The sequence below is a fragment of the Pseudotamlana agarivorans genome (genome assembly GCF_001642835.1).
GTDB classification, from domain to species: domain Bacteria; phylum Bacteroidota; class Bacteroidia; order Flavobacteriales; family Flavobacteriaceae; genus Pseudotamlana; species Pseudotamlana agarivorans.
Genome location: NZ_LXEI01000006.1, coordinates 176369 through 198958, shown reverse-complemented (window position 1 = coordinate 198958; position 22590 = coordinate 176369). Strand labels below are relative to the sequence as shown.

Below are 22590 nucleotides of genomic sequence, written 5' to 3'. Positions count from 1 at the left end.
CCTCATATAATAGGTTTTTTAACAAACATATCTATAAATTTACGAATTATCAAAATGATTATTCGTTATTAAGTCAACTTTTATTTTAAAAATGACTAATTTTAGATACATATAAAAACTACCATAAAACTATTAGATGAGAATAGAATACGATATCAAATTAGGCTTTAAAGATGTCATGATAAGACCTAAAAGATCTACCTTAAAGAGCCGATCTGAAGTGAGTTTGGAACGTGAATTCAAATTTTTACATAGTCCAATAACTTGGTCAGGAATTCCTATCATATCGGCCAATATGGACACCGTAGGTACTTTTGAAATGGCCAAGGCTTTATCAGAAAAAAAAGTATTTACAGCCATACATAAACACTACACTATAGAAGAGTGGAATACCTTTTTGGAAAGCGCCCCTAAATCCATCGAGGATTATATTGCTGTTAGTACAGGAACAAGTGATAAAGACACCGAGAAGCTTACGCGTATTTTCGAATTGCATCCTCATTTAAAGTTTATTTGCATTGATGTGGCGAATGGCTATTCGGAGCACTTTACAGCCTTTGTTCGCAAAACAAGAAGTCAATTTCCTGATAAAGTTATCATAGCAGGAAATGTAGTTACAGGCGAAATGGTAGAAGAACTTTTAATTTCTGGAGCCGACATTGTTAAAGTAGGTATTGGACCTGGTTCTGTGTGTACCACAAGAGTTAAAACAGGTGTTGGCTATCCTCAACTTTCTGCGATTATAGAATGTGCTGATGCGGCTCATGGTTTAGGCGGACAAATAATTAGTGATGGAGGTTGTACAACGCCAGGTGATATTGCTAAAGCTTTTGGTGCTGGTGCCGATTTTGTTATGCTTGGAGGCATGTTAGCAGGACATGATGAAAGTGGTGGTAAAATCGTTGAAAAAAACGGCAAAGTATTTAAACAATTTTACGGTATGAGTTCGGCTACTGCCATGGAAAAACATGTGGGCGGGGTTGCCGAATATAGAGCGAGCGAAGGCAAAACGGTGGAAGTACCATACAAAGGAGCGGTTGACAGTACGCTTCAAGACATTTTAGGAGGTTTACGAAGTACCTGTACTTATGTTGGAGCTTCCAGGTTAAAAGAACTCACCAAACGCACCACTTTTATTCGAGTTAATGAACAGGAAAATCGTGTTTACAACAGTTAAACCTGTAGCACTTTTCCTTGAGATCCCGATGCGCTTGGGGTTAATTCATAAATAAAATCTGGACGCAGTAGTGATGCTTCCTTTTGATGGGAAACATATAATATGGCTGTTTTACTTTCTGATGCTATTTTATTAACGAGTTCTGAGAATATTACAGCATCTGCATCATCTAATCCATTGGTTGGCTCGTCTAAAATTAATAGTGGAGGATGTTTAACCATGGCTCGTGCTATTAAAATCAAGCGCTGATGACCTACAGACAGAGACAAAAAATCTTTATTTCTAAGCTCAATTAAGCCTAACATTTTAAGCCAATCATGCACTATAAACTTTTGCCTATCTGTTGGGAATTTATAAAGCCCAATAGAATCATAAAACCCTGAGAGCATCATTTTCTCAACGGAGTCTAATCTTCGGAATCCGCGTAAGATTTCTGCAGAATAATGACCAATATTATTTTTAATATCCCAGACGCTTTCTCCACTACCCTTTTGCCTACCGAACAAAACTAGATCTTGGCCATAGGCTTTAGGATTGTCTCCTGTTATTAAAGTTATTAGAGTGCTTTTTCCTGCGCCATTAGGACCTATAAGTTGCCAAAACTCCCCAGGTTTTATTTCCCAAGTAATGTTACGAACAATAGGGCGTTCACCGTACTGGATGTTCACCTTGTTAAATTTAACAAGACTTTTAAAATCAGTACCAAATTCATGTTCTGGCTGAGGCAGTTTATCTATTAAGAACTTATAAGAAACAGGAGTTTCTAAGCGCTCAACTTTTTTAAATGTATTGTTATGAAACTGATACAGATTTGAAATAAACGGTAATAGCTGATGTCTACGCGTTAATACCTGAATGATTGTCGTGTTATCACTTAAAGTCTCTAATTGTAAGGTTATTGCTTTTTGTGAAGCGCTATCTAAACTATCAAATACATTATCTACAATAAGGCGTTCTGGATTTTGTGAAATGAGGTACTTTAGAAGCGCTTTTTTTCTTTCTCCTCCAGATGCCTGAGATAATTTATTTTTATGAATGGTTTCTACATCAAATTGATCATGTTGCAATTCCTCTTGAATAAACTTATCAAGCGTCAACTCAGAAAAAAGCACCGTTTTTAATCCTGCTAAGTTTTCAAATAACTCACCAGTCTGTATACTTTCAACAATACGCTTTTTATCTTCATTGTTAGAGATATAAAGCGCCACATGATTTTTCAACATAAAAAAAATTCCCGTTTGTAGAAACTATCGACTAAAGGTCTTTAGTATGGTACGGTATTAAGCCTTCGATAGGTCTACGTTGGAAATTCCCAACCTTAAAGCCCATTTCTTCAGCTACTTCTTTAATTTCTTTTTGTGCAAAAAAGGCTATAGATCCAGCAAAATGTACAGGAACATATTTAAGCTCTTCCTTAAACTGCATGATCATATTTTTAGCAAAGAGGCGAATACCATCTTTTATTAAATTAACAATGTATTCTGAATCTTTATTTAAAAACATAAATTCAGCAAAATTTGCTAAATAAGCATTAGCATTCGGTTGCTTGTAAACGTTGTATTTAATGTAATCGGATTCCAAATTAAATTTGGTATCAAAAGCATGCTTCACTGTAACAGGCATATGATTAAAGTAATAATCTCTAATCAATTGCTTACCGTAGTAATTTCCTGAAGCGTCATCCATTAAAATATACCCTAAAGAATTCACTCGTTGGTGCAGTTTTTCTCCGTCGTAATAACTACAATTAGAACCTGTACCCATGATACAAACTACAGCAGCTTCGGTTGGGGTATTTATTGTAGAATATACCGCAGCTAGAGTGTCTTCATTTACATCAATTTGGGCATTCACAAAAATTTCTTGTAACACACCTTCTAATAAACGTTTCGGGTTTTCAGTACCGCAACCAGCTCCATAGAAAAATATGTGCGTTACTCGTTCTCTATTCTTTTTTAGCTCTTTACTGCTTTTAATAATTTTAAACAGCTTCTTTTCGGGTAGTATGGCAGGATTGAGTCCTTTAGTACGAATTTTTTCAAACAATTGGTTTCCATTACTATCTACGGCAATCCAATCAGATTTTGTAGAACCACTATCAACAATTAAAATCATAAGTTTAGAGATAAAAAAACTCCACAGAATACTGTGCTTTATACACAATAACTCTGTGGAGTTATTATTAATATTTTAAATAAATTATTTTACAGATGCGATATGTTGAGCTAAGTCAACTAATTTAGTTGAATAACCAAACTCATTATCGTACCAAGATACTAATTTAAAGAAATTATCATTTAAAGCAATACTTGCTTCTGCATCAAAAACTGAAGTTAAAGTTTCAGAAACGAAGTCTTGAGAAACTACAGCTTCTTCAGTATAACCTAATACACCGTTTAACTCATTTTCAGAAGCTTTTTTGATTACCGCTTTAACTTCATCCCAAGTAGCACCTTTTTCAGTTCTTACTGTTAAATCTACTACAGAAACATCAGGAGTTGGTACTCTAAAAGCCATACCAGTTAATTTTCCGTTTAATTCAGGAATTACTTTACCTACAGCTTTTGCAGCTCCAGTTGAAGAAGGAATGATATTAGCAAGTGCAGATCTACCACCTCTCCAGTCTTTTCTAGAAGGACCATCAACAGTCATTTGAGTAGCAGTAGTTGCGTGAACAGTAGTCATTAAACCTTCAATAATTCCGAAGTTATCATTAATAACTTTAGCGATTGGTGCTAAACAGTTTGTAGTACATGAAGCATTAGAAACGATAGTATGCTCTGAAGTAATTTTATCGTGGTTAACACCCATTACGAACATTGGAGCATCTGCAGATGGTGCAGAAATCGCAACTTTTTTAGCACCAGCAGTAATGTGAGCTTGAGCTTTATCTAAAGTTGTGAAGATACCAGTACAATCTAATACAACCTCTGCGCCTACAGCATCCCATTTTAAATCTTCTGGGTTACGTTCTGCTGTAATTCTAATTTCATTTCCGTTTACTACTAAGTTTCCGTTGTTAATATCAACAGTCCCATTGAATCTTCCGTGTACAGAATCATATTTTAATAAGTAAGCTAAATGCTCAACATCTAATAAGTCATTAATACCTACTATTTGAATATCAGGTCTTGAAGCTGCAACTCTAAAAGCAATTCTACCTATTCTACCAAATCCGTTAATTCCAATTTTTAATTTTGACATAATCTTGTTTATAAATGTTAAGTGCTCATGATATCTGAGACACGCAATAATTCTAAATTTATTTTTGTTTTACCTTTAATAGCGCTATCTAATGGTGTTAACTCCATTTTATTGTTTTTAAGCCCTACCATAAAGTTACTTTGGCCATCTAACATAGCTTCTACCGCTTTTACACCCATTCTACTAGCTAGAACACGATCGAAACAAGAAGGTGTTCCCCCACGTTGCATATGACCAAGAACAGATACTCTTACGTCGTATCCCTCCATATTTTCATCAACGTAGTCTTTAAGTTCAAAAATATTTTTTCCTATTTTATCACCTTCAGCCACAATCACGATACTAGAAGTTTTTCCAGACTTTTTACTTTTGTTAAGCGATTCGACCAAACGTTCTAATCCTAAATCTTCTTCAGGAATTAAAATTTCTTCAGCACCACCGGCAATACCACAATTTAATGCAATATGACCAACGTCGCGTCCCATAACTTCAATAAAAAATAATCGGTTATGTGAACTGGCTGTATCTCTAATTTTATCGATGGCATCAACAACGGTATTAAGTGCTGTATCAAAGCCTAAAGTATGTGATGTTCCAAAAATATCATTATCGATAGTTCCTGGAATACCCATAACTGGGAAATTAAATTCTTGATTGAATACAAGGGCTCCTGTAAACGATCCGTCACCTCCAATGACTACGAGACCATCAACGCCTTTCTCTTTCAATTTTTCGTAGGCTTGTTGACGTCCTTCTACAGTTCTAAATCCTTTTGAGCGTGCAGATTTTAACATGGTACCGCCCTTGTTAATAATCCCCTTCACACTTCGGGCATCCAATTCTACAAAATCGCCTTCAATAAGACCTTCATATCCACGATAAACACCAAGGCATTCTACATTATGGTATGCACATGTTCTAACGACAGAACGAATAGCTGCGTTCATTCCAGGAGAATCACCTCCTGAAGTTAAAACCGCTACTTTTTTAATTGTTTTAGGCATTCATTTTCTTATTTATTACGGTAAAATTAATAAACAAAAACCATATTTCTATAACATAAGTCATATTTTACCCTACAATTAAAACTACAACGTTTTAGTTGATAAGAAATTAAAAGAAATTGAAATTATTCATAAAAAACCTACCCTAATCACTTGATTCTCCTTTAATTGAAATGTAATTTGGCAACGCTTCCTCTTTTTTATTTTCGACCTGCTCATCCTTTATTTCGATAATTTCAAGAGGAGCTGATTTTCGTACAATCGCATTAATGAGTTCTTTAAAGGTATCAAAATCTAAACTATAGGCTATCCCCACCCCTTGCGTATACCCTATTTTCTCACCAAAATTTCGAATACTATTTTCGCGATTAAAAACATTAGCGGTTAGATTGCCATCTTCGTTTAACAAAAATGCAATCTCAACATCTCCTGCTACAACCGACTGCGTGGCACCACTTCCGCCAACAGGCACCCCTACTTTACCATTAATAATCACACGATCACTAATTTGAGTTTGTAGAGTTACACCAAAACGATCATCAGATTGATAATCGGGTCGGTTTTGTCCGGATTCATAATTTAAACCAATATTGAGTTTACTATCACTTCCTGTAAACAATCCGTTGATAATGCCGTTTAGTCTTTCGGCAATAGTTCCAGAAAAATTAAGATCACTTAATCCGCTAGAGAATGACGCCGTAGACAATAGATATAAGGCTTGATTTTGTTTATCTTCATTAGACTGAAGTCTATAATTCAACTCCGATTTCACCGTAGAGCTTACATTAGGGAACTCGAAACTAAATTCGGGTTCCGGTTGTTCCAAATCACCGACAAGCGCAATATTGAGCTCTACAGGAATACTTCTATTTATAGGAGTGTCTAATAAAGGAGAAGGATTGGCACGTGTTCGATAGGTTGCTTTCATATCGATTTGAGCTTTTAAAGGATCGCCTTCCCAAGCAATGGTACCCCCAGGTTGTACTATAAATTCCTTTTGAACCAAGCCACCATAGGCAAAATTATAAACCCCTTGAAACACTGAAAAGTCCCCCCACATTTTAAATTTTCCGTTGGTATTTATTTCTACTAATAAACCACCTCGTCCACGACCTTTTAAAGAGTGCCCAGTGCTTTTATCTATTATGAGTTGTACTTCGGCATCTTCGGTGACATCCAAATCGAAATCGAGTTCTAAACCTTTAATTTCTTTAAATACAATTTCGACTCCTTGCTCTTTAGCCATTTTTTCTTCCTTCGTAATGAAGTGCATATAAGAGTTATCACCAAAAGATTCTGAATCGTTTAGAGGAATATTAAAAACGGTCCCTTTTTTTGTTTCACCTTCAACCGAGATTACCAATTGTTCTGTAGGCCCTTTTATACTTGCTCGACCTCCTAAAAAACCTGTTCCGTAGTAAAGCGACTCTTCATCTTCTTTAGTGTCTAAAACCAATAAATTATCCGTTGTAATATCTAAGCCTAGATTCCATTTTGAGAAGTTGGTATGGCTTATAGTTCCCCTTAGTTTTCCTTTAGATTGGTATTTTGTGTCTGTAATATCGATATTGTTAAACTTAAACGTTTGCTCGTTTAAACTCATTGAGGAGTTTTCCGCGAAAGCGTAATCCACATTTAAATAAGGTACACCTAAACCTGCTTCATTTAGAAGTAAATCACCGTTAATTTCGGGCTTGTTAAGGTTTCCAACGACATGAATTATACCGGTGGCTTCACCACGAATATCAGACAAAACGCCCTGTAATAACGCATTTAAAGGATGCAAACGAAATTTATCAAAATCTAAATCGACATCGATATATGTCTGTTTTTTCTCGACATTTATAGCACCTTGAGCGTGAAAAGATTTGGCTAGATCGTTTTTAATGGATGCATCTACAAGATAGCTTGTTAAGGATTGATTTCCTTTTATATTAGCTTCGAAAGATCCCAATTCAAACTCATTAATTTTTAAATTGTTCACTATAATTTCTGAGGAGGGCACATAGTTGCCATTATTTTGAATGATTTCCAGTTTACCATTAACCCGACCTTCAAACTTTAAGCTGTCCAATTCTGGCAAGACTTTATCGAGATCGATATGAGCAAAATCTAACTTGATATCTTTTTGAGTTGAATCTTGAATAAATCCAGAAAGGTTAATAATCTCGTTGTCGTGATTCACCTTAAATTGGTCCAACTGTAAATGCGCCAGTTTTTTATCGAAGATAAGTTTATGGAATTTATCGTTTACCTCATTGATATGCCATTTGTGATTTTTAATGGTAAAATCAGACTTTTTAAAACCGACAACTGACTCGTTAAGGTCGTTGATGGTATGGTAGAAATTCAGATTATAGGTGTCATCGTTACGTTTACCGCCAACAATTTCGGCACGCATAAACAACGTATCATTCAAGGTCACATTTATCAAATTAAGCTTAGATAAATTGTAATATTTGGTATTTAAGCTATCGGCTTCGATATAGGTGTCAAATAACGGATTACCATTATCAATTTGCAACTCGACATTATTAACAAAATAATCGTCGTAGTTAATTTTTGGTGACTTAAACATGAGTTTAAACTTGCTTTCATCACTCTCTACATGTCCGCGAATAAACGTGTTTTTAGCCAACTTTACCTCAGGATAAAGTACTTCTACAATTTTATTATAAATCTTAAAATTAAAGTCAATATGCTGATTATTTTGAACCTTATCGCGCGTATAGTTTGAATACGCCGAACCAATGGCATTTTTAAATAATTTTTGAAGATCCCTTAAGACAAAATGGCCATTTAAATTCCCTTGAATAATGTCTGGGGAACTAAAAGACAAGTAACGCTCATTCCCTTCAAACCTCGAGGTTAAATCAAACTTATCGAAAGCGTAAGTATCGTTTTCATTTTGATAAACGGTATTTCTAAAAGTGATTTTACCGTAAGCATCATCGACACTTCCGGCATTCATATTCATATTAACCTTACTTTTTAGAATAGAAATAGAATCGCGCTTAATAAAGTTTAAGGTGTTTAAATTGGCATAATCTACAACAGCTTCAAAATCATATTTTTTCACATGATCGGAAAAATCGATAAGCCCTAAAAAGTTCATTTGTAGATTAGGATCGTTAACCATAAGATTACCATCGAAAATATTGTTCATCACATTTCCGGCAACTTTAATGGCTTTATAATTATAGTTATTGTATTCCAACTGGAAAACATCTCCTTTTACTTGGGTGTCTACCTTTTCGGCAGTAAAACCTTTACCGTTTACATCAAAATTTAGAGAACCTTTACCCACCTTCGGGCTATTTAAAAAGGAACCGAAATCGAATTCATTTAAAATAATATTCCCTTGATATGAGCCATTATCTATATCATTGATTTTATCAATCACCAAGTTAGAGTCTACAAAACCAATATCGGTATTAATTTTAACATCGGCAACCACCTTTTTTGTTGTAATTTGTGTGTTACCTATAATATTGAATTTCCCCACACGACTTAAAGATGACGGTATAGAACGCCCTAAAATATTAGGAAGTAAGCGTCTTAAATCGGAGTACGTCGAAGACAGGCTTCTAAATGTTCCATCCATATAAAAACTTTCCTTATCTGGGGTAAACAAATTTTGAAAGCGGATATCGCCATTTACATGAGTTCTATCGCTAGTAGACAACCTTAAATCAGTCATTTGTAAATCATTCAAAGTACCTGATAACTTCACATCAAAAACCGCGTTAATATCACGTCCGAATTCATTATAAAACGTATTCAGCTCATCAATAAGCACGTTTGAATCTTTAAAATTAGCCTCGATATTAACTTTATCGGTAAAAAACTGTAAATCTTCACGTTTATATATGAATTTCAAATCCCCATTTAAAACCGAATTCTCTGTTTTTACTTGAAGATTCGCGAAAGTCATATCGTTAAGTGTATAGGCAAAATTGGTCATTAAATTTTTAACCACTACGCCTCTACTGTCCTTAAAAGACAAGGTGTTTACCCGCATACTCACATCACTTCCATTAATTAGCAAGTTGGTGGCATTGATATTTAAATCACTAAAATGAAGCATTTTAGATGTTTCTCGATTTTCATCGGTAAGGCTAAAAACCGAATTATAGATGGACACATCGCTGGAGGACATTAAGAAATCACTTTTAACGCGTTCGGGATTATCACTTTCAAATTTATGTACAAAAACATCGAGATTTGTTTCGGTTTCTCCTTTGTAAGTTTTCACATTAAAGTCTAAATCCTCAATATCGACATCTCCAAATACCAAATTTCCGTTTAATAAATTTCTAAAACTTAATACAGAGGTATTCAATTCGGCTACACTAATTAAAGTGTCTTTTTTATAATCTTGAATATAAATCTTTTTAAGCTCAATATCACCATTAAGTTGCATGCTCACACGGTTGATAAACACGTTGGTTTTATACTCTTCATTTAAGCGGTTCGTAGCATAATTACCCAAGCGCGTTTGAACAAACGGAATGGATAAAATAAGCAACAAGATGATAAATAGCATTAATAAAATGCCAGCAACTTTAGATAATATTTTTAGAAATTTCTTAATCTTAAACCGAATTATAACCTAATGAAAAAACAAACTACTTTTATCTTTTAATATACCTAATACCTAGCAAATATTAAGCTATAGATATAAACTTATTAACGTTTTTAATAAAAAAATAATTGAGTAGTTTTGTGCATGTGAATAAAACGCTTATTCGCTGTAAAATTAGTAATTATTATGCCTAATATAAATTAATGTCTTCAGAAAATATATATATACTAGGAATTGAGTCGTCTTGTGATGATACGGCGGCTTCTGTATTGGTTAACGGTAAAATTTTAAGTAATGTTGTTTCTAGCCAAAAAATACATGAAGAGTACGGTGGCGTGGTGCCAGAATTGGCCTCTCGTGCCCATCAGCAAAACATAGTTCCCGTTATACATCAAGCACTTAAAAAAGCTAACATTACTAAAGAACAGTTACATGCCATTGCTTTCACAAAAGGCCCTGGACTGATGGGTAGTTTATTGGTAGGCACTTCTTTTGCTAAATCTTTGGCTTATGGTTTAAACATTCCGCTTATTGATGTGAACCACATGCAAGGTCATATTTTAGCGCATTTTATTGATGAAGAAGGATTTAACAAACCACCATTTCCGTTTTTAGCGATGACCATTTCTGGAGGGCACACTCAAATTGTTAAAGTTGAAAATTATTTTGACATGACCGTTATTGGTGAAACTATTGATGATGCGGTTGGTGAAGCTTTTGATAAAAGTGGTAAGATTCTAGGGCTAGGCTATCCGGCGGGTCCAGAAATTGACAAGCGTGCAAAATTAGGAGATCCTAAAGCTTTTAAATTCTCGAAACCAAAAGTAGACGGATTAAACTTTAGTTTTTCTGGATTAAAAACAGCCATTCTATATTTTATTCAACGAGAAGTTAAGGAAAACCCGAATTTTATTGAAGAAAACCTTAATGATATTTGTGCTTCCATCCAATACACCATTATTGGAATTTTAATAGACAAGTTGAAATTAGCCTCTAAAGAAACAGGCATTAAGCACATTGCCATTGGAGGTGGTGTTTCGGCGAATTCTGGTATTCGACAAGCCTTAAAAGACGGCGAGCAAAAATTTGGTTGGACCACCTACGTCCCTAAATTTGAATTCACTACCGATAATGGTGCTATGATTGCTATTGTTGGTTATTTAAAATATCTAGAGGGCAATTTTGCTAAACAAGATGTTGTGGCTTCAGCGCGATTAAAAATTTAAAATACATATACAAAACGAAATACTAACCTTGCCCCAAAACCCATTTACATGATTAAAAAACTACTTACCACACTAATTTTTGTTAGTGTAGCTACCTTACATGCACAGCCCTCTGTTGAAAAGGAATTGAAAGACATTGAAAATCCAGAACAAGCCGATGCCTTTATAAAATCGAATAAATCAACTAAAAATAAATTAATTACTTTTAACGAAGAGAAACACCAAACGGTATTAGCCAAATCCCTTTTTAAGAAAAATGTAGGCAGCACTGAAGTTGTAGATCGTGAGTTTGAGAAAACCTATTACAAAGTCGTTAATAAAACTACGAACACCTACAACCGTGTATCCTATATTTATTTAGATGGCAATAAATATAATATGACAGATTTGAATGCGCTTAGAGCTCAAATCATGGCTAATTATAAAGATGGCGCACCCTTTGATTTTCTGGCTAAACGCTACTCGATGGATGCAGGTGCCGAAAAAGGTGGTGACACAGGTTGGTTTACAAAAGGAAAACTAGATACGGCTTTAGAAAATAGCTTAACGAATAACAGCTATGCTTTAAATGACTTGTTTACCATAGATTTACCTGAAACCAATCGCTATTATGTGGTTTTAAAAACCCATGAACCTAAGGAAATTTCAGAAATACAAGTATTAAAAATTACTGAAAAAAAGTAAGATGCAACTTTTCTATAATCCAGAAATAAACGACCAAACCGCCCAAATATCCTTTGATAAAACGGAAAGCAAGCACATTGTAAAAGTGTTGCGTAAAACCACTGGCGACACTTTGCACATCACTAATGGTAAAGGTTGCCTGTTTATTGCTGAGATTATTATACCTAACATTAATAAATGTACAGCCAATATTATTTCTAAAACCCAACAAAAAAAGCGAGATTTTAATTTGCATTTGGCTGTAGCGCCTACGAAAATGAACGATCGCTACGAATGGTTTTTAGAAAAGGCCACCGAAATCGGTATAGAAAGCATCACCCCAATTATTTGCGATCATAGTGAACGTAAAGTGGTTAAAAACGACCGCTTTGAACGCATTTTACAATCGGCTATGAAGCAGTCTTTAAGCTGTTTTATGCCTACATTAAACGCCCCTATTCACTTTAAAGATTTTATAAATGGCTCGTTTTCGGGAGATCTTTTTATTGCACACTGCGAGGAAAGCGATAAAAAATCCTTAAAACAAAAACTAATACCCAATAAGGATGTTACTATTTTAATTGGTCCTGAAGGTGATTTTTCGCCTAAAGAAATTGACTTGGCCCTTAAAAACAAATTTATTCCAGTAACTTTGGGAGAAACACGATTACGTACAGAAACAGCAGCTATAGTAGCTTGTCATTCTGTGGCTTTTATAAACGAATAAGTATACATGAGGATTCTTTTTATTATTAGTTTTTCATTGTTTTCACTCGGACTTTTAGCTCAGGATATAGCTGTTTTAAAATACAAAGGTGGTGGCGATTGGTATGGCAACCCCACAGCATTACCAAACCTTATTGCGTATTGCAACCAACACATTCACACTAAAATAAACCCGAACCCCCAAACTGTAGAAACTGGAAGTTTAGATATTTTTCAATACCCGTTTTTGCACATGACTGGGCACGGTAATGTGTTTTTTGATGGGGCTGACGCCGAAAACTTAAGAAACTATCTGCTTTCAGGTGGTTTTTTACACATTGATGATAATTATGGTATGCAACCATACATTACCAAAGAATTGAAAAAAGTGTTCCCCGATAAAGATTTGATTGAAATACCATTAAATCACGAGATTTTTCAAGCCCCTTATAAATTCCCAAACGGCTTACCTAAAATTCATGAACACGATGGGCAGCGTCCGCAAGCCTTTGGTCTATTTCAAGACAACAGACTAATTTTACTGTTTACTTATGAAAGTGATTTAGGTGATGGTTGGGAAGATGAAGAAGTGCATAACGACCCTTTAGAAGTACATGAAAAGGCTCTTAAAATGGGCGCGAACATCATCAAGTATGTTTTTGATCACTAAACCCATATCATGCAGTTAAATCATTATAATACCCATTTTAAAAAACGTCAATTCCCTATTACTTTGGTTTGCGATCATGTAACGAATGCGCCTAATATTGGAAGCTTATTTCGTATCGCTGATGCCTTTGGTGTTGAAAAAATAATTTTATGCGGACAAAATATAACTTTAGGAAGGAAAATGGCCAAAACCTCTAGAGCAACAGAAAAAGTGGTGCCTTATGAAATTTTGGAAGACACTTCAGAGGTAATTGAAAGATTAAAAAAAGACAACTATCAAATAATTTCTATTGAAATCACAAAGGATAGCAAGCCCATTCACCAATTTAAATTTTCAGCAGAAAAGCCTATGGCATTTGTCATTGGTGATGAAAATTTTGGCGTATCTGAAGCCGTTTTAAAAGCTTCAAACGATGTTATTCATATCGATATGTTCGGACAAAATAGTAGCATGAATGTGGTTCAGGCTACTAATATTGCCCTATATGAAGCGACTAAACAATTCATTTAAACCTGAGTTCGATTCGATTATATAACAGCATCCCAAGTAACAGAGTACAGGAATAAAGGTATTTTTTATTCTTATTTTAATTGATTAGTTTTACTTACTTATTTCAAACTATTTAATTTGAATCCAAAAATCATTTCTAGCGGCATTGTAAGAGCAGTTCTCACCATTTCTAGCATTGCTTTAATCTTATTTTTTCTTTATCAAGTTCGTTCGGTTATAGCCTATATTACTATTGCCGCTGTAACCTCTTTAATTTGCAGACCTCTTGTACAATTTTTAGAAAAAAACCTTAAAGTTGAAAAAAACATAGCCGTTATAATTACGATTTTTCTGCTATTGGGTGTTATGATTGGACTTGGAGGCCTATTTGTCCCTCTGGTTTTAGAACAAGGGCATAACCTTTCTCTTTTAGACATTCATAAACTTGAATCCAATATTAAATATAGTTATGATGCTTTTATATTAAATTTTAATTTAAGTGAAAACGACTTAAGCGAACCTTTCGATGGCATAAAGTTTCTAGATAAACTGGACTTTTCTTTCATTCCAGAAGTTTTAAATTCCATAGTAAGTGGCTTAGGAAGCTTTAGTATTGGCGTATTTTCAGTACTATTTATCGCCTTTTTCTTCTTAAAAGACCGCACTTTATTAGAAAATACCTTGCTTATTTTTGTGCCAGAACATAGCGAAAATCAGTTTAGAAATTCTTTCTTAAAAATTAAAAACTTATTGTCTCGATACTTTGTCGGACTTATTTGTCAGATTTCCATTCTGTTTATCATTTACATGACAGGTCTTTTGGTAATTGGGATTCAGAACCCTATTGTCATTGCCTTTTTATGTGCTTTACTCAATTTAATACCTTATGTTGGACCATTTATTAGTGTTATTTTAATGATGACACTAACGATGACAAGCAATATTGGTCAAGAATTTATAGCTTACATTTTACCTAAAACCTTTTGGGTATTTATTGTATTCATGATTGGTCAGCTTATCGATAATTTTGTGAGTCAGCCTATTATATTTTCAAAAAGTGTTAAATCGCATCCACTTGAAATTTTCTTAATCATTTTAGTGACTGGAATTTTATTTGGTGTTATTGGTTTAATTATCGCCATTCCAGCTTATACCTCTATTAAAGTTATTTTAAAAGAGTATTTATCTGAAAACCGAATCGTTAAAAAATTCACCGAAAACATTTAATTTTCACATTGAATAGCAAGATTTTAAATACTGAAATTCAGAATTTCATTGCTGAAAATTTAAACACCAATATCACTTCGCTTTTACTTAAAGGCCTGCCTTTTGGTCATATACCGCCTCAGGACGTTATAGAGCAAATTGAAGCCAAAAACCGTTGTAAAAACAAACTTCCAACTTGGTTTAATACTGAAAACATTTACTATCCGAACAAGTTAAACATCGAGCAAACCTCTTCGGAGATCACTGCGAAGTATAAATCGGAACTCATTTCTGGAGCACGTATTATTGATTTAACCGGTGGTTTTGGGGTAGATTGCTACTATTTCTCTAAACGCTTTGAAGAAGTTATACACTGTGACATCAACCCAAAACTCTCTGACATTGTCGATCATAATTTTAAAGCCCTAGGTGTAAAAAACTGCCAGACTTTTGCTGGTGATGGCTTGGAATATTTAAAAAGTACTGATAAAACATTTGATTGGATTTACATCGATCCGTCTCGGCGCCACGACAGCAAGGGTAAAGTCTTTTTTTTAAACGATTGTTTACCAAATGTTCCAGAACATTTAAACCTGCTTTTTAAGCACAGTAAAAACATTCTCATAAAAACCTCGCCTCTATTAGACTTTTCGGTTGGGATAGGCGAATTAAAACATGTTAAAAAAATTATTGTTGTATCTATTAACAACGAGGTCAAAGAGCTGTTATGGATATTAGAAGCAGATTTTAAAGAGGATATCGCCATTAAAACGGTTAATATTAAAAAGCATGAAACCGAAAGCTTTTCCTTTTATTTAAATGAAGAAAAAACAGCTCAAGCGACGTATAGTGACCCACAAACCTATCTTTACGAACCTAATAGTTCTATTTTAAAATCAGGCGCTTTTCAAAGTGTTTCTGAAAAATTGCAATTAGACAAACTTCATCCTAATGCCCATTTATATACCAATGAAGCTTTAATCGATTTTCCAGGAAGACGTTTTAAAATTGAAAGTTGTATCCCTTACAACAAAAAAGCACTAAAAAACTTGGCCAACACTAAAGCCAATATTACAACACGAAACTTTCCTGAAAGTGTTCAGCAAATTCGTAAAAAGTTTAAAATTAAAGATGGTGGTGATAGGTACTTGTTTTTCACTTCCAATTTTGATAATGAAAAGTTGGTTGTGGTTTGTTCTAAGGTCTGAAATTATGAAAATTAACGTGTTTGTATATGGTTTGTTGCGTGGTTTAAAAACCTAATTTAGCAAATAAAAATCGAATAGAAAATCCGCGAGGATTTTTGTAAGTAGACTAAAACAAGCCATGAATTATACAGGGTGTTGGCAACTGGCTTTAATCGGTTAAAACAACAATATATTTATAATGAACAAATCCAATAGAATTGGTTGATTTTACTCTAACTTTCACCCAAACACCTGTCATAGCAAGAAAAACTAGCTCTTGGTTTTTTATTAGTCTTTCTATAATATCATAGGAAGTTCCTGGTCCTTTTCTTAAGTTTAGAGTTGTTGTATTTACCATAAGCGTTTTTAAATAATATTCAGAATAAATATCATTTGGTAAATCATAAATTTTGGACGAATGAAAACTATTCGTTGTACTGGAAGAATAGGTTTTTATTTTGTTAGTTCCATTGGAACTTGTGGTAGTTCTTAATGAAGAACTTGGATAGTAATAATTTTTACTTCGAGTTATTGAAGTCCGAGTGTTTGTTCTTCTGCTACCACCAGAGCAAACACCACAAGAACCTCCACTGTTACAATATTTACATCTACTACAATTAGTGCAAGCTGTACAATAAGATGATCCTGTACATCTTCCCATTTCTCCTTCGCAACAAGATGCAATTGCTGTTTTATCTTGTCCAAATGAAACATTTATCCCTAAAGTCAGAATGATTAGAGTACAAATTAAAAGTTGATTTTGTTTTATAAATTCCGTCATTCTGTTTTTTCAGCTTGTTGCCAACGATCTCGGCTATGAGTGGTTGCGTGGGTTAGCGCTTAACTTTGCAAGCACACACCAAAACTAAAAATCCGATAGGATTTTCAGGAGTAGGCGAGAACAAGCGATTACTTATAGCCATTGTTGTAAACTGGCTTTTTAGAAATTAAAAATAACGTCTTCTTGTAACATGTTTTTGACATCAATGGTCGGTAAGAGATACTCGTTAAATGGTGTACCCTCGGTTTTAGCATGTAATATTCCTCTGGCAGAACCTATAGTCAGTACAGCAAAATGTACTGCTAGACCTTTTGCTACTAAATAAGTTTTATCATCTTGTCTCATTTTTTTCAAGAAGTCATTTTTTTCTATTTCGAATAGTCCTTGAACTTCCAGAATTAAAAATGGCTGATCCTTTTTTTTCTCAAAAGAAAAACGAGTGTTACAAGTTACAACATGGTCGTCAATATCTAAACCAAATCCTAATCCAGTCATTAAGTTTGTTTCGCCAGTTTTTTTGTAAGCTTTATCAATTATTGCGAACGATACAGTTCGTAAACCTGTAAAAGCAAAACCTAATTTATTGTACGTCATCGCTTTTTAAATTTGATTAGCTGTGTAAGTATATGAGTCCAAGTTTTCCATATTAGTCTGTAAAACAGGATTTCTTTGTATAATTCTTTCAGACGTCAATTCTTCCTCTATAGTTTTGTACATGCGTTTATGTACAACTTGCATCGAGTGATGAATGATAGCTGAATTAATACTTTTATTTGACTTTATTTTTGGGGATGTAATATCAACTCCCAAAGCTTCGGAAATTTTGTCTATTGTTTCGAATGTTAAATTCGCTTTAGCACGTAATATTTTATTTACTTGTTGAGCACTTACCCCCATTTTATTTGCTAAATCTATTTGCTTGATTTCATGTAAATCCATATAATCCAACAACTCTAGTGCAAATGCTTGAGATCTAGTTATATTCCTCCTGTTAGAACGGTCTCTTTTAGCTCGTTCTTTCCATTTAGTTGCTGTTCTTGTAACTACTTTGTTTAGGTTTTTTTCCATGTTATAATTCAGTAGAATCTGTGATGTTTTTTTGTTTTAGCCATGACTTTAAATAAGTCATTTTATCTAGTTCTAATTTCAAAGGTTCTGTATCCATTCTATCGACTAATTTAATTCCGGCTCCTGTTATTACAATTGCATCGTTACCGACACGCACTCCATATAGCCTCAATAAAGAACCGTAATCATAGGTGTACATTTTTCTTCTTCCAGGATCATGATATCTTTCAGATTTTGACAACTCAACAAATTCATCAAATAAAGTTTCAAAACAATCGCCATTTTGAGACTCATCGCTTATTTCATCTAATTTATCAAACAAATCACCAGCTTCTTGAAGAGTTTCAGTTGTTAAAAATAATAGGCTACGATTTTTGTATGCTCCTTGTTTCCAACCCGATTTCGAGGATTTAATGAAATTTCGTACAAACAATGGGTCTTGAAGTTGATCCTGTATTTTATCCAGTTCTGTTTCATACTCTGTGGGTGTTTGGTAAAATGGACAATTATCAAAGTTCGCTAAATAAACTCCTTGATATTGTTCGTCAAATGTACTAAAAATTTTCATGGAATCAACCTGTAGGTTTATTTTTTGTGTAAAATTAACAAATAAGCATTTTTAAATACAATTCAATAATTAAAACTTATTAACAATAAAGTGAATTTATTTTACGGATAATCATGGCGTTTCAAGGTTTTGCACAACTTTTAAAAATCAAACATATAACACTTTTACCACTTAACCTGTAACGTATTTAAGCAATTTCATTTTTAAAACTAAAATAGACCACACTTTTAAGTAAAATAGCGATTCAAGCTCTTTAAAACCTCTACCCCTTCTCCTTAGGATTATACATCACAATAACCTGAACAATAATGGCCAGAACAACCAATATGTAAATTTCAATATCCGTAAATAATTCAACAGTATCAATGGCTTTTTTACTTATAGCCTTTTGTCGGCGCCCTTCTCGTAGTTGGATTTTTGATAAATCATCAAGGTTTGCTTTCACCTTTGCAAATTTGGGAGCAATTTTCGATTCATAATTCAGGGTCGATTGTAAAGTCTTTACGTCGTAATTATAAAGTACTTCAAGATTAGTTTTTAAATCTTCAAACACTCTAGCCTCTTCTGGAGTTAACTTTGTCTGTTCAAACCTAGAAATTAAAGCCTGTAAATCGGCGTTATATTTAGGACTTTCAGTATGTAAAAACACCGAATCTGATAAGGTAACCGCTAATTCCTTTTCATAAACCAGCTTCTGCATATCAAATATTAAATCATTTGCAATGATTCTGTCTTCATAAATCGTAGATACAGCATCTCTTACTCTAACAAAATTATTCCTATCAATTAGGTTTGTGGTAATAATAAGTACAAATACCATTAAGATGCCTAGTACCCATTTAAGTTTATTAAATAATGTCATTAGTTTCTAGTTTTTAAGGTGGAATCGCTAAAAACATAATATATCACCTTTAATACCTAGTCTTTAGCAAATGCTAACATACAAAATTCTACAATGATTTTCTATTTCCATCATGCTTGTTAGATGGGATACTACTTTAAAAACAGAAATTAAGAAAATATATAAATATAAAAGCAGCGTTTACATTGACTATAAACGCTGCTTTCAATATATTTTAAAAATATTTACTCGACTATTTTAATATCTACAGAGGTTCTTGCTTGCCATCCTGTTTGATCGGTAACAGAGTAAGCACAATGGTAATTTCCTGTATCGGCATCTGCAGGAATCGTAATAGGAATATTTATTTCATACTCGGTTTTAGCCCCTTCAATTGAAAAATTTTCCATATAAATTAAAGGGTTTACAGGATCCTTTTTAGGTTCTAGCTCGCAGGTTCCCTCTTGATCGTCGTGCGTATGGTGATCAAAATTATGATGAATATCAATACTGTAGGAGGCCAACTCTTGGTTATCCGTAACTAGAGCTCTAAAATTATAAGTTTCCCCGCGTTTAAGTTCGTCGCAAACTTGTGGAAATCCATTGCTATAATTTATCGAAATGGTTGGTTTTTGTTCGTCTTTTTGCGTGTCGTCATCGCTAGAACACGCGACTAAACTTATTATTAAAGCAAACAGACTGATACTTTTAAATACTAATTTCATAGTTTATATTATTTTATTAATGAGTTTTAAAAATTTTGAGTCAATGAAATGGACACATTTCTACCAGCTTCAGGTACATCTATAAGCCTATAGAAACTGGTATGGTTATAATATTTGGTGTTAAAAATGTTATTTAATTTGAAACGAATTTCCAAAGGTTTTTCTGAAGAAATTGTTGCTATTTGCAACAAAAATGACAGGTTAAACACCTGATAACCTTCAGTGGTTTTTTCTGGTGGAACAATTTCATTTTGATCTGCAGTAATAATATAACTTACTACAACTTTAGGCGCTTGAAAAATCGAAGCATCTTGAAACTGATACCCTACCGAAACTAAACCTGAAAGCGGCGGCGAAAATGGAATGGTAAAATCCTTTTTAGGTCCGCTTGTTTGTCTCGAATAAACATATTGTGTCGAGACATCAAGTTCTAATTTATGAAATAATGTGGTTCCTGCGCTAATTTCACCACCGAATCGAAACACTTTACTTTGGGTGTATTCGTAAACCTGTTGCGTTTCATAGTAGTCAGGCGTCGGGTTTAAGTAAATAAAATTATCAAAAAAGTTAACAAACGGACTAAACGTCACATACCCATGATCGGTGGTGTGATTAATGTCTAGATCGATTTGATACGATTCTTCAGGATCTAAATCTATGTTCCCTTTTTCATAACGATACATGTGATAATTCACCCCATCGGAAGCCAATTCGTTAGCCAATGGCATTCTAAAACTCTTACCTATATTAAATTTATAAGTTGTCTTATCAGCAATATAACTCAGCCCTACCGAGCCACTAACATTCCCAAAGTGCAAGTTAGCAGCTTTCGAGCGTTGTAAATACTCATCGGTGGTCCCTCCATTACCATCGTCGACCTTTGAAGGATACCAGTCGTAATAATCGAAAGTATTATAAACACCATAGTCAAATCGTAATCCGGCTTGTAAAAACAACTTTTTATTGATTTCATACTTATCGAAAATAAAAGCGCCTACCGCAAAACGGTTGTACTCCGGAATTAAAAACCCCGAACCACCAATATTATTATCTTGATATTCTACATTTAATCCTGCAATAAATTCATGATGATTAAACGGATAAAACATATCTGTAACATTTAAAGAATAGGTGTTTTTGTTAAATGACCGTTCTTTAGAATCGGCAGGTTTAGGCATATAGCCATGTGGTACAGGTTCTGAACGTTCTTCACGATAGTTATTCTGAAAACCTAAATCGATATTAATATGATGATCCTCTATTAGAAAACAAGTGGTATTGGTTATTTTGAAATGATTCACCGAATGATATGGCAGATCAATATCACGATTAGATTTGTCGTAATCGATATCGGAAACTCGTACTTCTAAGCCATGAGCATTGGCAAAAAATCCGTTTTTTCCATTCACATTACTAATGAAGGTTTCCGATTGGAAATCGCCATCCACATAGCCTATACTTGCCGACGCGTTTGCCTCTTTACCTGCGGTATTTCGCAAATAATTTTTATGCAAATCAAATACATAATTATCGTAAACCACCTTATCGGTTGGCACTTTATAATCGCCATAGTCTCTATAAGTTAGGCGTCCGCGATAAAACCATTTATCTTTTCTGTATGCTATTCCAGACGATACACCAATTAAATCGTTATTGCTTTCACCTAACAAATTAACCGAGCCCGAAAACGTATGGTTTAATGGTACAGGTGGTGCTTTTATATTCACCACACCAGCAATAGCATCAGAGCCATATAATAATGAAATTGGTCCTTTTATAATTTGTACATTTTCGATACCATATTGGTCGATTTCTAAACCATGATCGGCACCCCATTGTTGTGCTTCATGCTTGATACCATTTTGCACCACAGCCACTCGGTTAAAGCCCAAACCACGAATGACGGGTTTAGATTGTCCCGATCCAATATTAATGGTGCTCACTCCAGGAATCTTTTCCAAAGTTTGCATCAAGCTGTTTTCACGGTTTTCGTGTAAAAAAGTTTTATCTACAGAAACGGAAGAAACCGAACTTTCTTTTTCACGGCGGTGTTTAGAATGCCCAACAATTTCAACTTCTTCTAAAATAGTGGTCGATTCTTTTAAATGTATATCTAACATTTTAAAAGGTGGAGAAATCGTAATGGTTTGGGTTTCATAACCTACAAAGGAAATTTTTAACTGATAGGATTTATTTAAAAGGTTCTTAATATTAAATTCCCCTTTTTCTGTAGAAATGGCATAGCCATTTTCAACAATAATATTGACGCCTTCTATAGGCTGTAAAGTTTTTTCATCGACTACAAAACCTTTGATGTGCGATGAATTTTGAGCAAATGCTAAAGTGCATAGACTAAAACCTAGCCAAGCACTTAGTATTTTATAAAACATGATAATTTGATAAAGACATAAACAAAATACCCATCAAACTTTAATTTTTGTATGGATAAATAATGGCAAAAACATTAAAGACTATATGTTTATTTTAAACA

Annotated in this window: 20 protein-coding genes; 8 read left to right on the top strand and 12 right to left on the bottom strand. The window is 34.0% G+C overall.

What is annotated here, in order from left to right; translation table 11 throughout:
- The first annotated feature begins 136 nt into the window (after positions 1 to 136).
- The gene (locus tag A6I66_RS08890) at positions 137 to 1177 is read left to right on the top strand and encodes a GMP reductase (protein ID WP_067147961.1); all 1041 of its coding nucleotides are present in this window, start codon (positions 137 to 139) and stop codon (positions 1175 to 1177) included.
- Here A6I66_RS08890 and A6I66_RS08885 read toward each other — a convergent pair.
- The 5 genes from A6I66_RS08885 to A6I66_RS08865 form a co-directional block, all read right to left on the bottom strand.
- A complete protein-coding gene (locus A6I66_RS08885) occupies positions 1174 to 2400 on the bottom strand; it encodes an ATP-binding cassette domain-containing protein (protein ID WP_067147958.1) in 1227 nt (408 codons plus the stop codon). The two genes, A6I66_RS08890 and A6I66_RS08885, sit on opposite strands and share 4 nt — an antisense overlap.
- 31 nt (positions 2401 to 2431) lie before the next feature.
- The gene (locus tag A6I66_RS08880; protein ID WP_067147955.1) at positions 2432 to 3292 is read right to left on the bottom strand and encodes a BadF/BadG/BcrA/BcrD ATPase family protein; all 861 of its coding nucleotides are present in this window, start codon (positions 3290 to 3292) and stop codon (positions 2432 to 2434) included.
- 84 nt (positions 3293 to 3376) lie between these two features.
- Positions 3377 to 4381 carry a type I glyceraldehyde-3-phosphate dehydrogenase gene (gene gap, locus A6I66_RS08875; protein WP_067147951.1) on the bottom strand — a complete coding sequence of 335 codons (1005 nt, stop codon included), beginning with the start codon at positions 4379 to 4381 and terminating at the stop codon, positions 3377 to 3379.
- A 17-nt stretch (positions 4382 to 4398) separates the two neighbouring features.
- The gene (gene pfkA, locus A6I66_RS08870; protein ID WP_067147948.1) at positions 4399 to 5385 is read right to left on the bottom strand and encodes a 6-phosphofructokinase; all 987 of its coding nucleotides are present in this window, start codon (positions 5383 to 5385) and stop codon (positions 4399 to 4401) included.
- 145 nt (positions 5386 to 5530) lie between these two features.
- Positions 5531 to 9931, bottom strand: a complete 4401-nt coding sequence (locus A6I66_RS08865; RefSeq protein ID WP_067147945.1) for a translocation/assembly module TamB domain-containing protein — start codon at positions 9929 to 9931, stop codon at positions 5531 to 5533.
- Positions 9932 to 10173: 242 nt separating this feature from the next.
- On the opposite strand from A6I66_RS08865, the gene tsaD reads away from it, so the two are divergent.
- The 7 genes from tsaD (at position 10174) to A6I66_RS08830 (ending at position 16137) form a co-directional block, all read left to right on the top strand.
- A complete protein-coding gene (gene tsaD / locus A6I66_RS08860) occupies positions 10174 to 11196 on the top strand; it encodes a tRNA (adenosine(37)-N6)-threonylcarbamoyltransferase complex transferase subunit TsaD (RefSeq protein ID WP_067147942.1) in 1023 nt (340 codons plus the stop codon).
- A 48-nt stretch (positions 11197 to 11244) separates the two neighbouring features.
- Complete coding sequence (locus tag A6I66_RS08855; RefSeq protein WP_067147939.1) at positions 11245 to 11880, top strand: foldase protein PrsA; 636 nt, start codon at positions 11245 to 11247, stop codon at positions 11878 to 11880.
- Position 11881: 1 nt separating this feature from the next.
- Positions 11882 to 12586 (top strand): 16S rRNA (uracil(1498)-N(3))-methyltransferase, encoded by a 705-nt coding sequence (locus A6I66_RS08850; RefSeq protein ID WP_067147936.1) that lies wholly within the window; start codon positions 11882 to 11884, stop codon positions 12584 to 12586.
- 6 nt (positions 12587 to 12592) lie between these two features.
- Positions 12593 to 13234 (top strand): DUF4159 domain-containing protein, encoded by a 642-nt coding sequence (locus A6I66_RS08845; protein WP_067147933.1) that lies wholly within the window; start codon positions 12593 to 12595, stop codon positions 13232 to 13234.
- Between the two features lie 9 nt (positions 13235 to 13243).
- Positions 13244 to 13744, top strand: a complete 501-nt coding sequence (locus A6I66_RS08840; RefSeq protein WP_067147930.1) for a TrmH family RNA methyltransferase — start codon at positions 13244 to 13246, stop codon at positions 13742 to 13744.
- A 117-nt stretch (positions 13745 to 13861) separates the two neighbouring features.
- Positions 13862 to 14950 (top strand): AI-2E family transporter, encoded by a 1089-nt coding sequence (locus A6I66_RS08835; protein ID WP_067147927.1) that lies wholly within the window; start codon positions 13862 to 13864, stop codon positions 14948 to 14950.
- Positions 14951 to 14958: 8 nt separating this feature from the next.
- Positions 14959 to 16137, top strand: coding sequence for a class I SAM-dependent methyltransferase (locus A6I66_RS08830; RefSeq protein ID WP_067147924.1), 1179 nt, complete (start codon positions 14959 to 14961; stop codon positions 16135 to 16137).
- 148 nt (positions 16138 to 16285) lie between these two features.
- Here the strand turns inward: A6I66_RS08830 and A6I66_RS16490 are convergent, their stop codons facing one another.
- The 7 genes from A6I66_RS16490 to A6I66_RS08790 all read right to left on the bottom strand — a co-directional run bounded on the left by A6I66_RS16490 (position 16286) and on the right by A6I66_RS08790 (position 22489).
- Positions 16286 to 16897, bottom strand: a complete 612-nt coding sequence (locus A6I66_RS16490) for an SH3 domain-containing protein (RefSeq protein ID WP_084399588.1) — start codon at positions 16895 to 16897, stop codon at positions 16286 to 16288.
- Positions 16898 to 17056: 159 nt separating this feature from the next.
- Positions 17057 to 17491 carry a hypothetical protein gene (locus A6I66_RS08815; RefSeq protein ID WP_067147915.1) on the bottom strand — a complete coding sequence of 145 codons (435 nt, stop codon included), beginning with the start codon at positions 17489 to 17491 and terminating at the stop codon, positions 17057 to 17059.
- Positions 17492 to 17497: 6 nt separating this feature from the next.
- Positions 17498 to 17965, bottom strand: a complete 468-nt coding sequence (locus tag A6I66_RS08810) for a helix-turn-helix transcriptional regulator (RefSeq protein WP_067147912.1) — start codon at positions 17963 to 17965, stop codon at positions 17498 to 17500.
- A 1-nt stretch (position 17966) separates the two neighbouring features.
- Positions 17967 to 18533 carry a hypothetical protein gene (locus tag A6I66_RS08805; protein WP_067147909.1) on the bottom strand — a complete coding sequence of 189 codons (567 nt, stop codon included), beginning with the start codon at positions 18531 to 18533 and terminating at the stop codon, positions 17967 to 17969.
- A 262-nt stretch (positions 18534 to 18795) separates the two neighbouring features.
- A complete protein-coding gene (locus tag A6I66_RS08800; protein WP_067147906.1) occupies positions 18796 to 19395 on the bottom strand; it encodes an MCP four helix bundle domain-containing protein in 600 nt (199 codons plus the stop codon).
- 224 nt (positions 19396 to 19619) lie between these two features.
- A complete protein-coding gene (locus A6I66_RS08795; protein WP_067147903.1) occupies positions 19620 to 20099 on the bottom strand; it encodes a DUF4625 domain-containing protein in 480 nt (159 codons plus the stop codon).
- Positions 20100 to 20125: 26 nt separating this feature from the next.
- Complete coding sequence (locus tag A6I66_RS08790) at positions 20126 to 22489, bottom strand: TonB-dependent receptor (RefSeq protein ID WP_067147902.1); 2364 nt, start codon at positions 22487 to 22489, stop codon at positions 20126 to 20128.
- Positions 22490 to 22590 lie beyond the last annotated feature (101 nt).

Coding starts and splice junctions, on each gene's coding strand:
- pfkA (WP_067147948.1), bottom strand. CDS start 5,385: ATGCCTAAAACAATTAAAAAAGTAGCGGTTTTAACTTCAGGAGGTGAT.
- A6I66_RS08795 (WP_067147903.1), bottom strand. CDS start 20,099: ATGAAATTAGTATTTAAAAGTATCAGTCTGTTTGCTTTAATAATAAGT.
- A6I66_RS08885 (WP_067147958.1), bottom strand. CDS start 2,400: ATGTTGAAAAATCATGTGGCGCTTTATATCTCTAACAATGAAGATAAA.
- A6I66_RS08845 (WP_067147933.1), top strand. CDS start 12,593: ATGAGGATTCTTTTTATTATTAGTTTTTCATTGTTTTCACTCGGACTT.
- A6I66_RS08800 (WP_067147906.1), bottom strand. CDS start 19,395: ATGACATTATTTAATAAACTTAAATGGGTACTAGGCATCTTAATGGTA.
- A6I66_RS08840 (WP_067147930.1), top strand. CDS start 13,244: ATGCAGTTAAATCATTATAATACCCATTTTAAAAAACGTCAATTCCCT.
- A6I66_RS08855 (WP_067147939.1), top strand. CDS start 11,245: ATGATTAAAAAACTACTTACCACACTAATTTTTGTTAGTGTAGCTACC.
- A6I66_RS08865 (WP_067147945.1), bottom strand. CDS start 9,931: ATGCTATTTATCATCTTGTTGCTTATTTTATCCATTCCGTTTGTTCAA.
- A6I66_RS08790 (WP_067147902.1), bottom strand. CDS start 22,489: ATGTTTTATAAAATACTAAGTGCTTGGCTAGGTTTTAGTCTATGCACT.
- A6I66_RS08810 (WP_067147912.1), bottom strand. CDS start 17,965: ATGGAAAAAAACCTAAACAAAGTAGTTACAAGAACAGCAACTAAATGG.
- gap (WP_067147951.1), bottom strand. CDS start 4,381: ATGTCAAAATTAAAAATTGGAATTAACGGATTTGGTAGAATAGGTAGA.
- A6I66_RS16490 (WP_084399588.1), bottom strand. CDS start 16,897: ATGACGGAATTTATAAAACAAAATCAACTTTTAATTTGTACTCTAATC.
- A6I66_RS08815 (WP_067147915.1), bottom strand. CDS start 17,491: ATGACGTACAATAAATTAGGTTTTGCTTTTACAGGTTTACGAACTGTA.
- A6I66_RS08805 (WP_067147909.1), bottom strand. CDS start 18,533: ATGAAAATTTTTAGTACATTTGACGAACAATATCAAGGAGTTTATTTA.
- A6I66_RS08850 (WP_067147936.1), top strand. CDS start 11,882: ATGCAACTTTTCTATAATCCAGAAATAAACGACCAAACCGCCCAAATA.
- A6I66_RS08890 (WP_067147961.1), top strand. CDS start 137: ATGAGAATAGAATACGATATCAAATTAGGCTTTAAAGATGTCATGATA.
- tsaD (WP_067147942.1), top strand. CDS start 10,174: ATGTCTTCAGAAAATATATATATACTAGGAATTGAGTCGTCTTGTGAT.
- A6I66_RS08880 (WP_067147955.1), bottom strand. CDS start 3,292: ATGATTTTAATTGTTGATAGTGGTTCTACAAAATCTGATTGGATTGCC.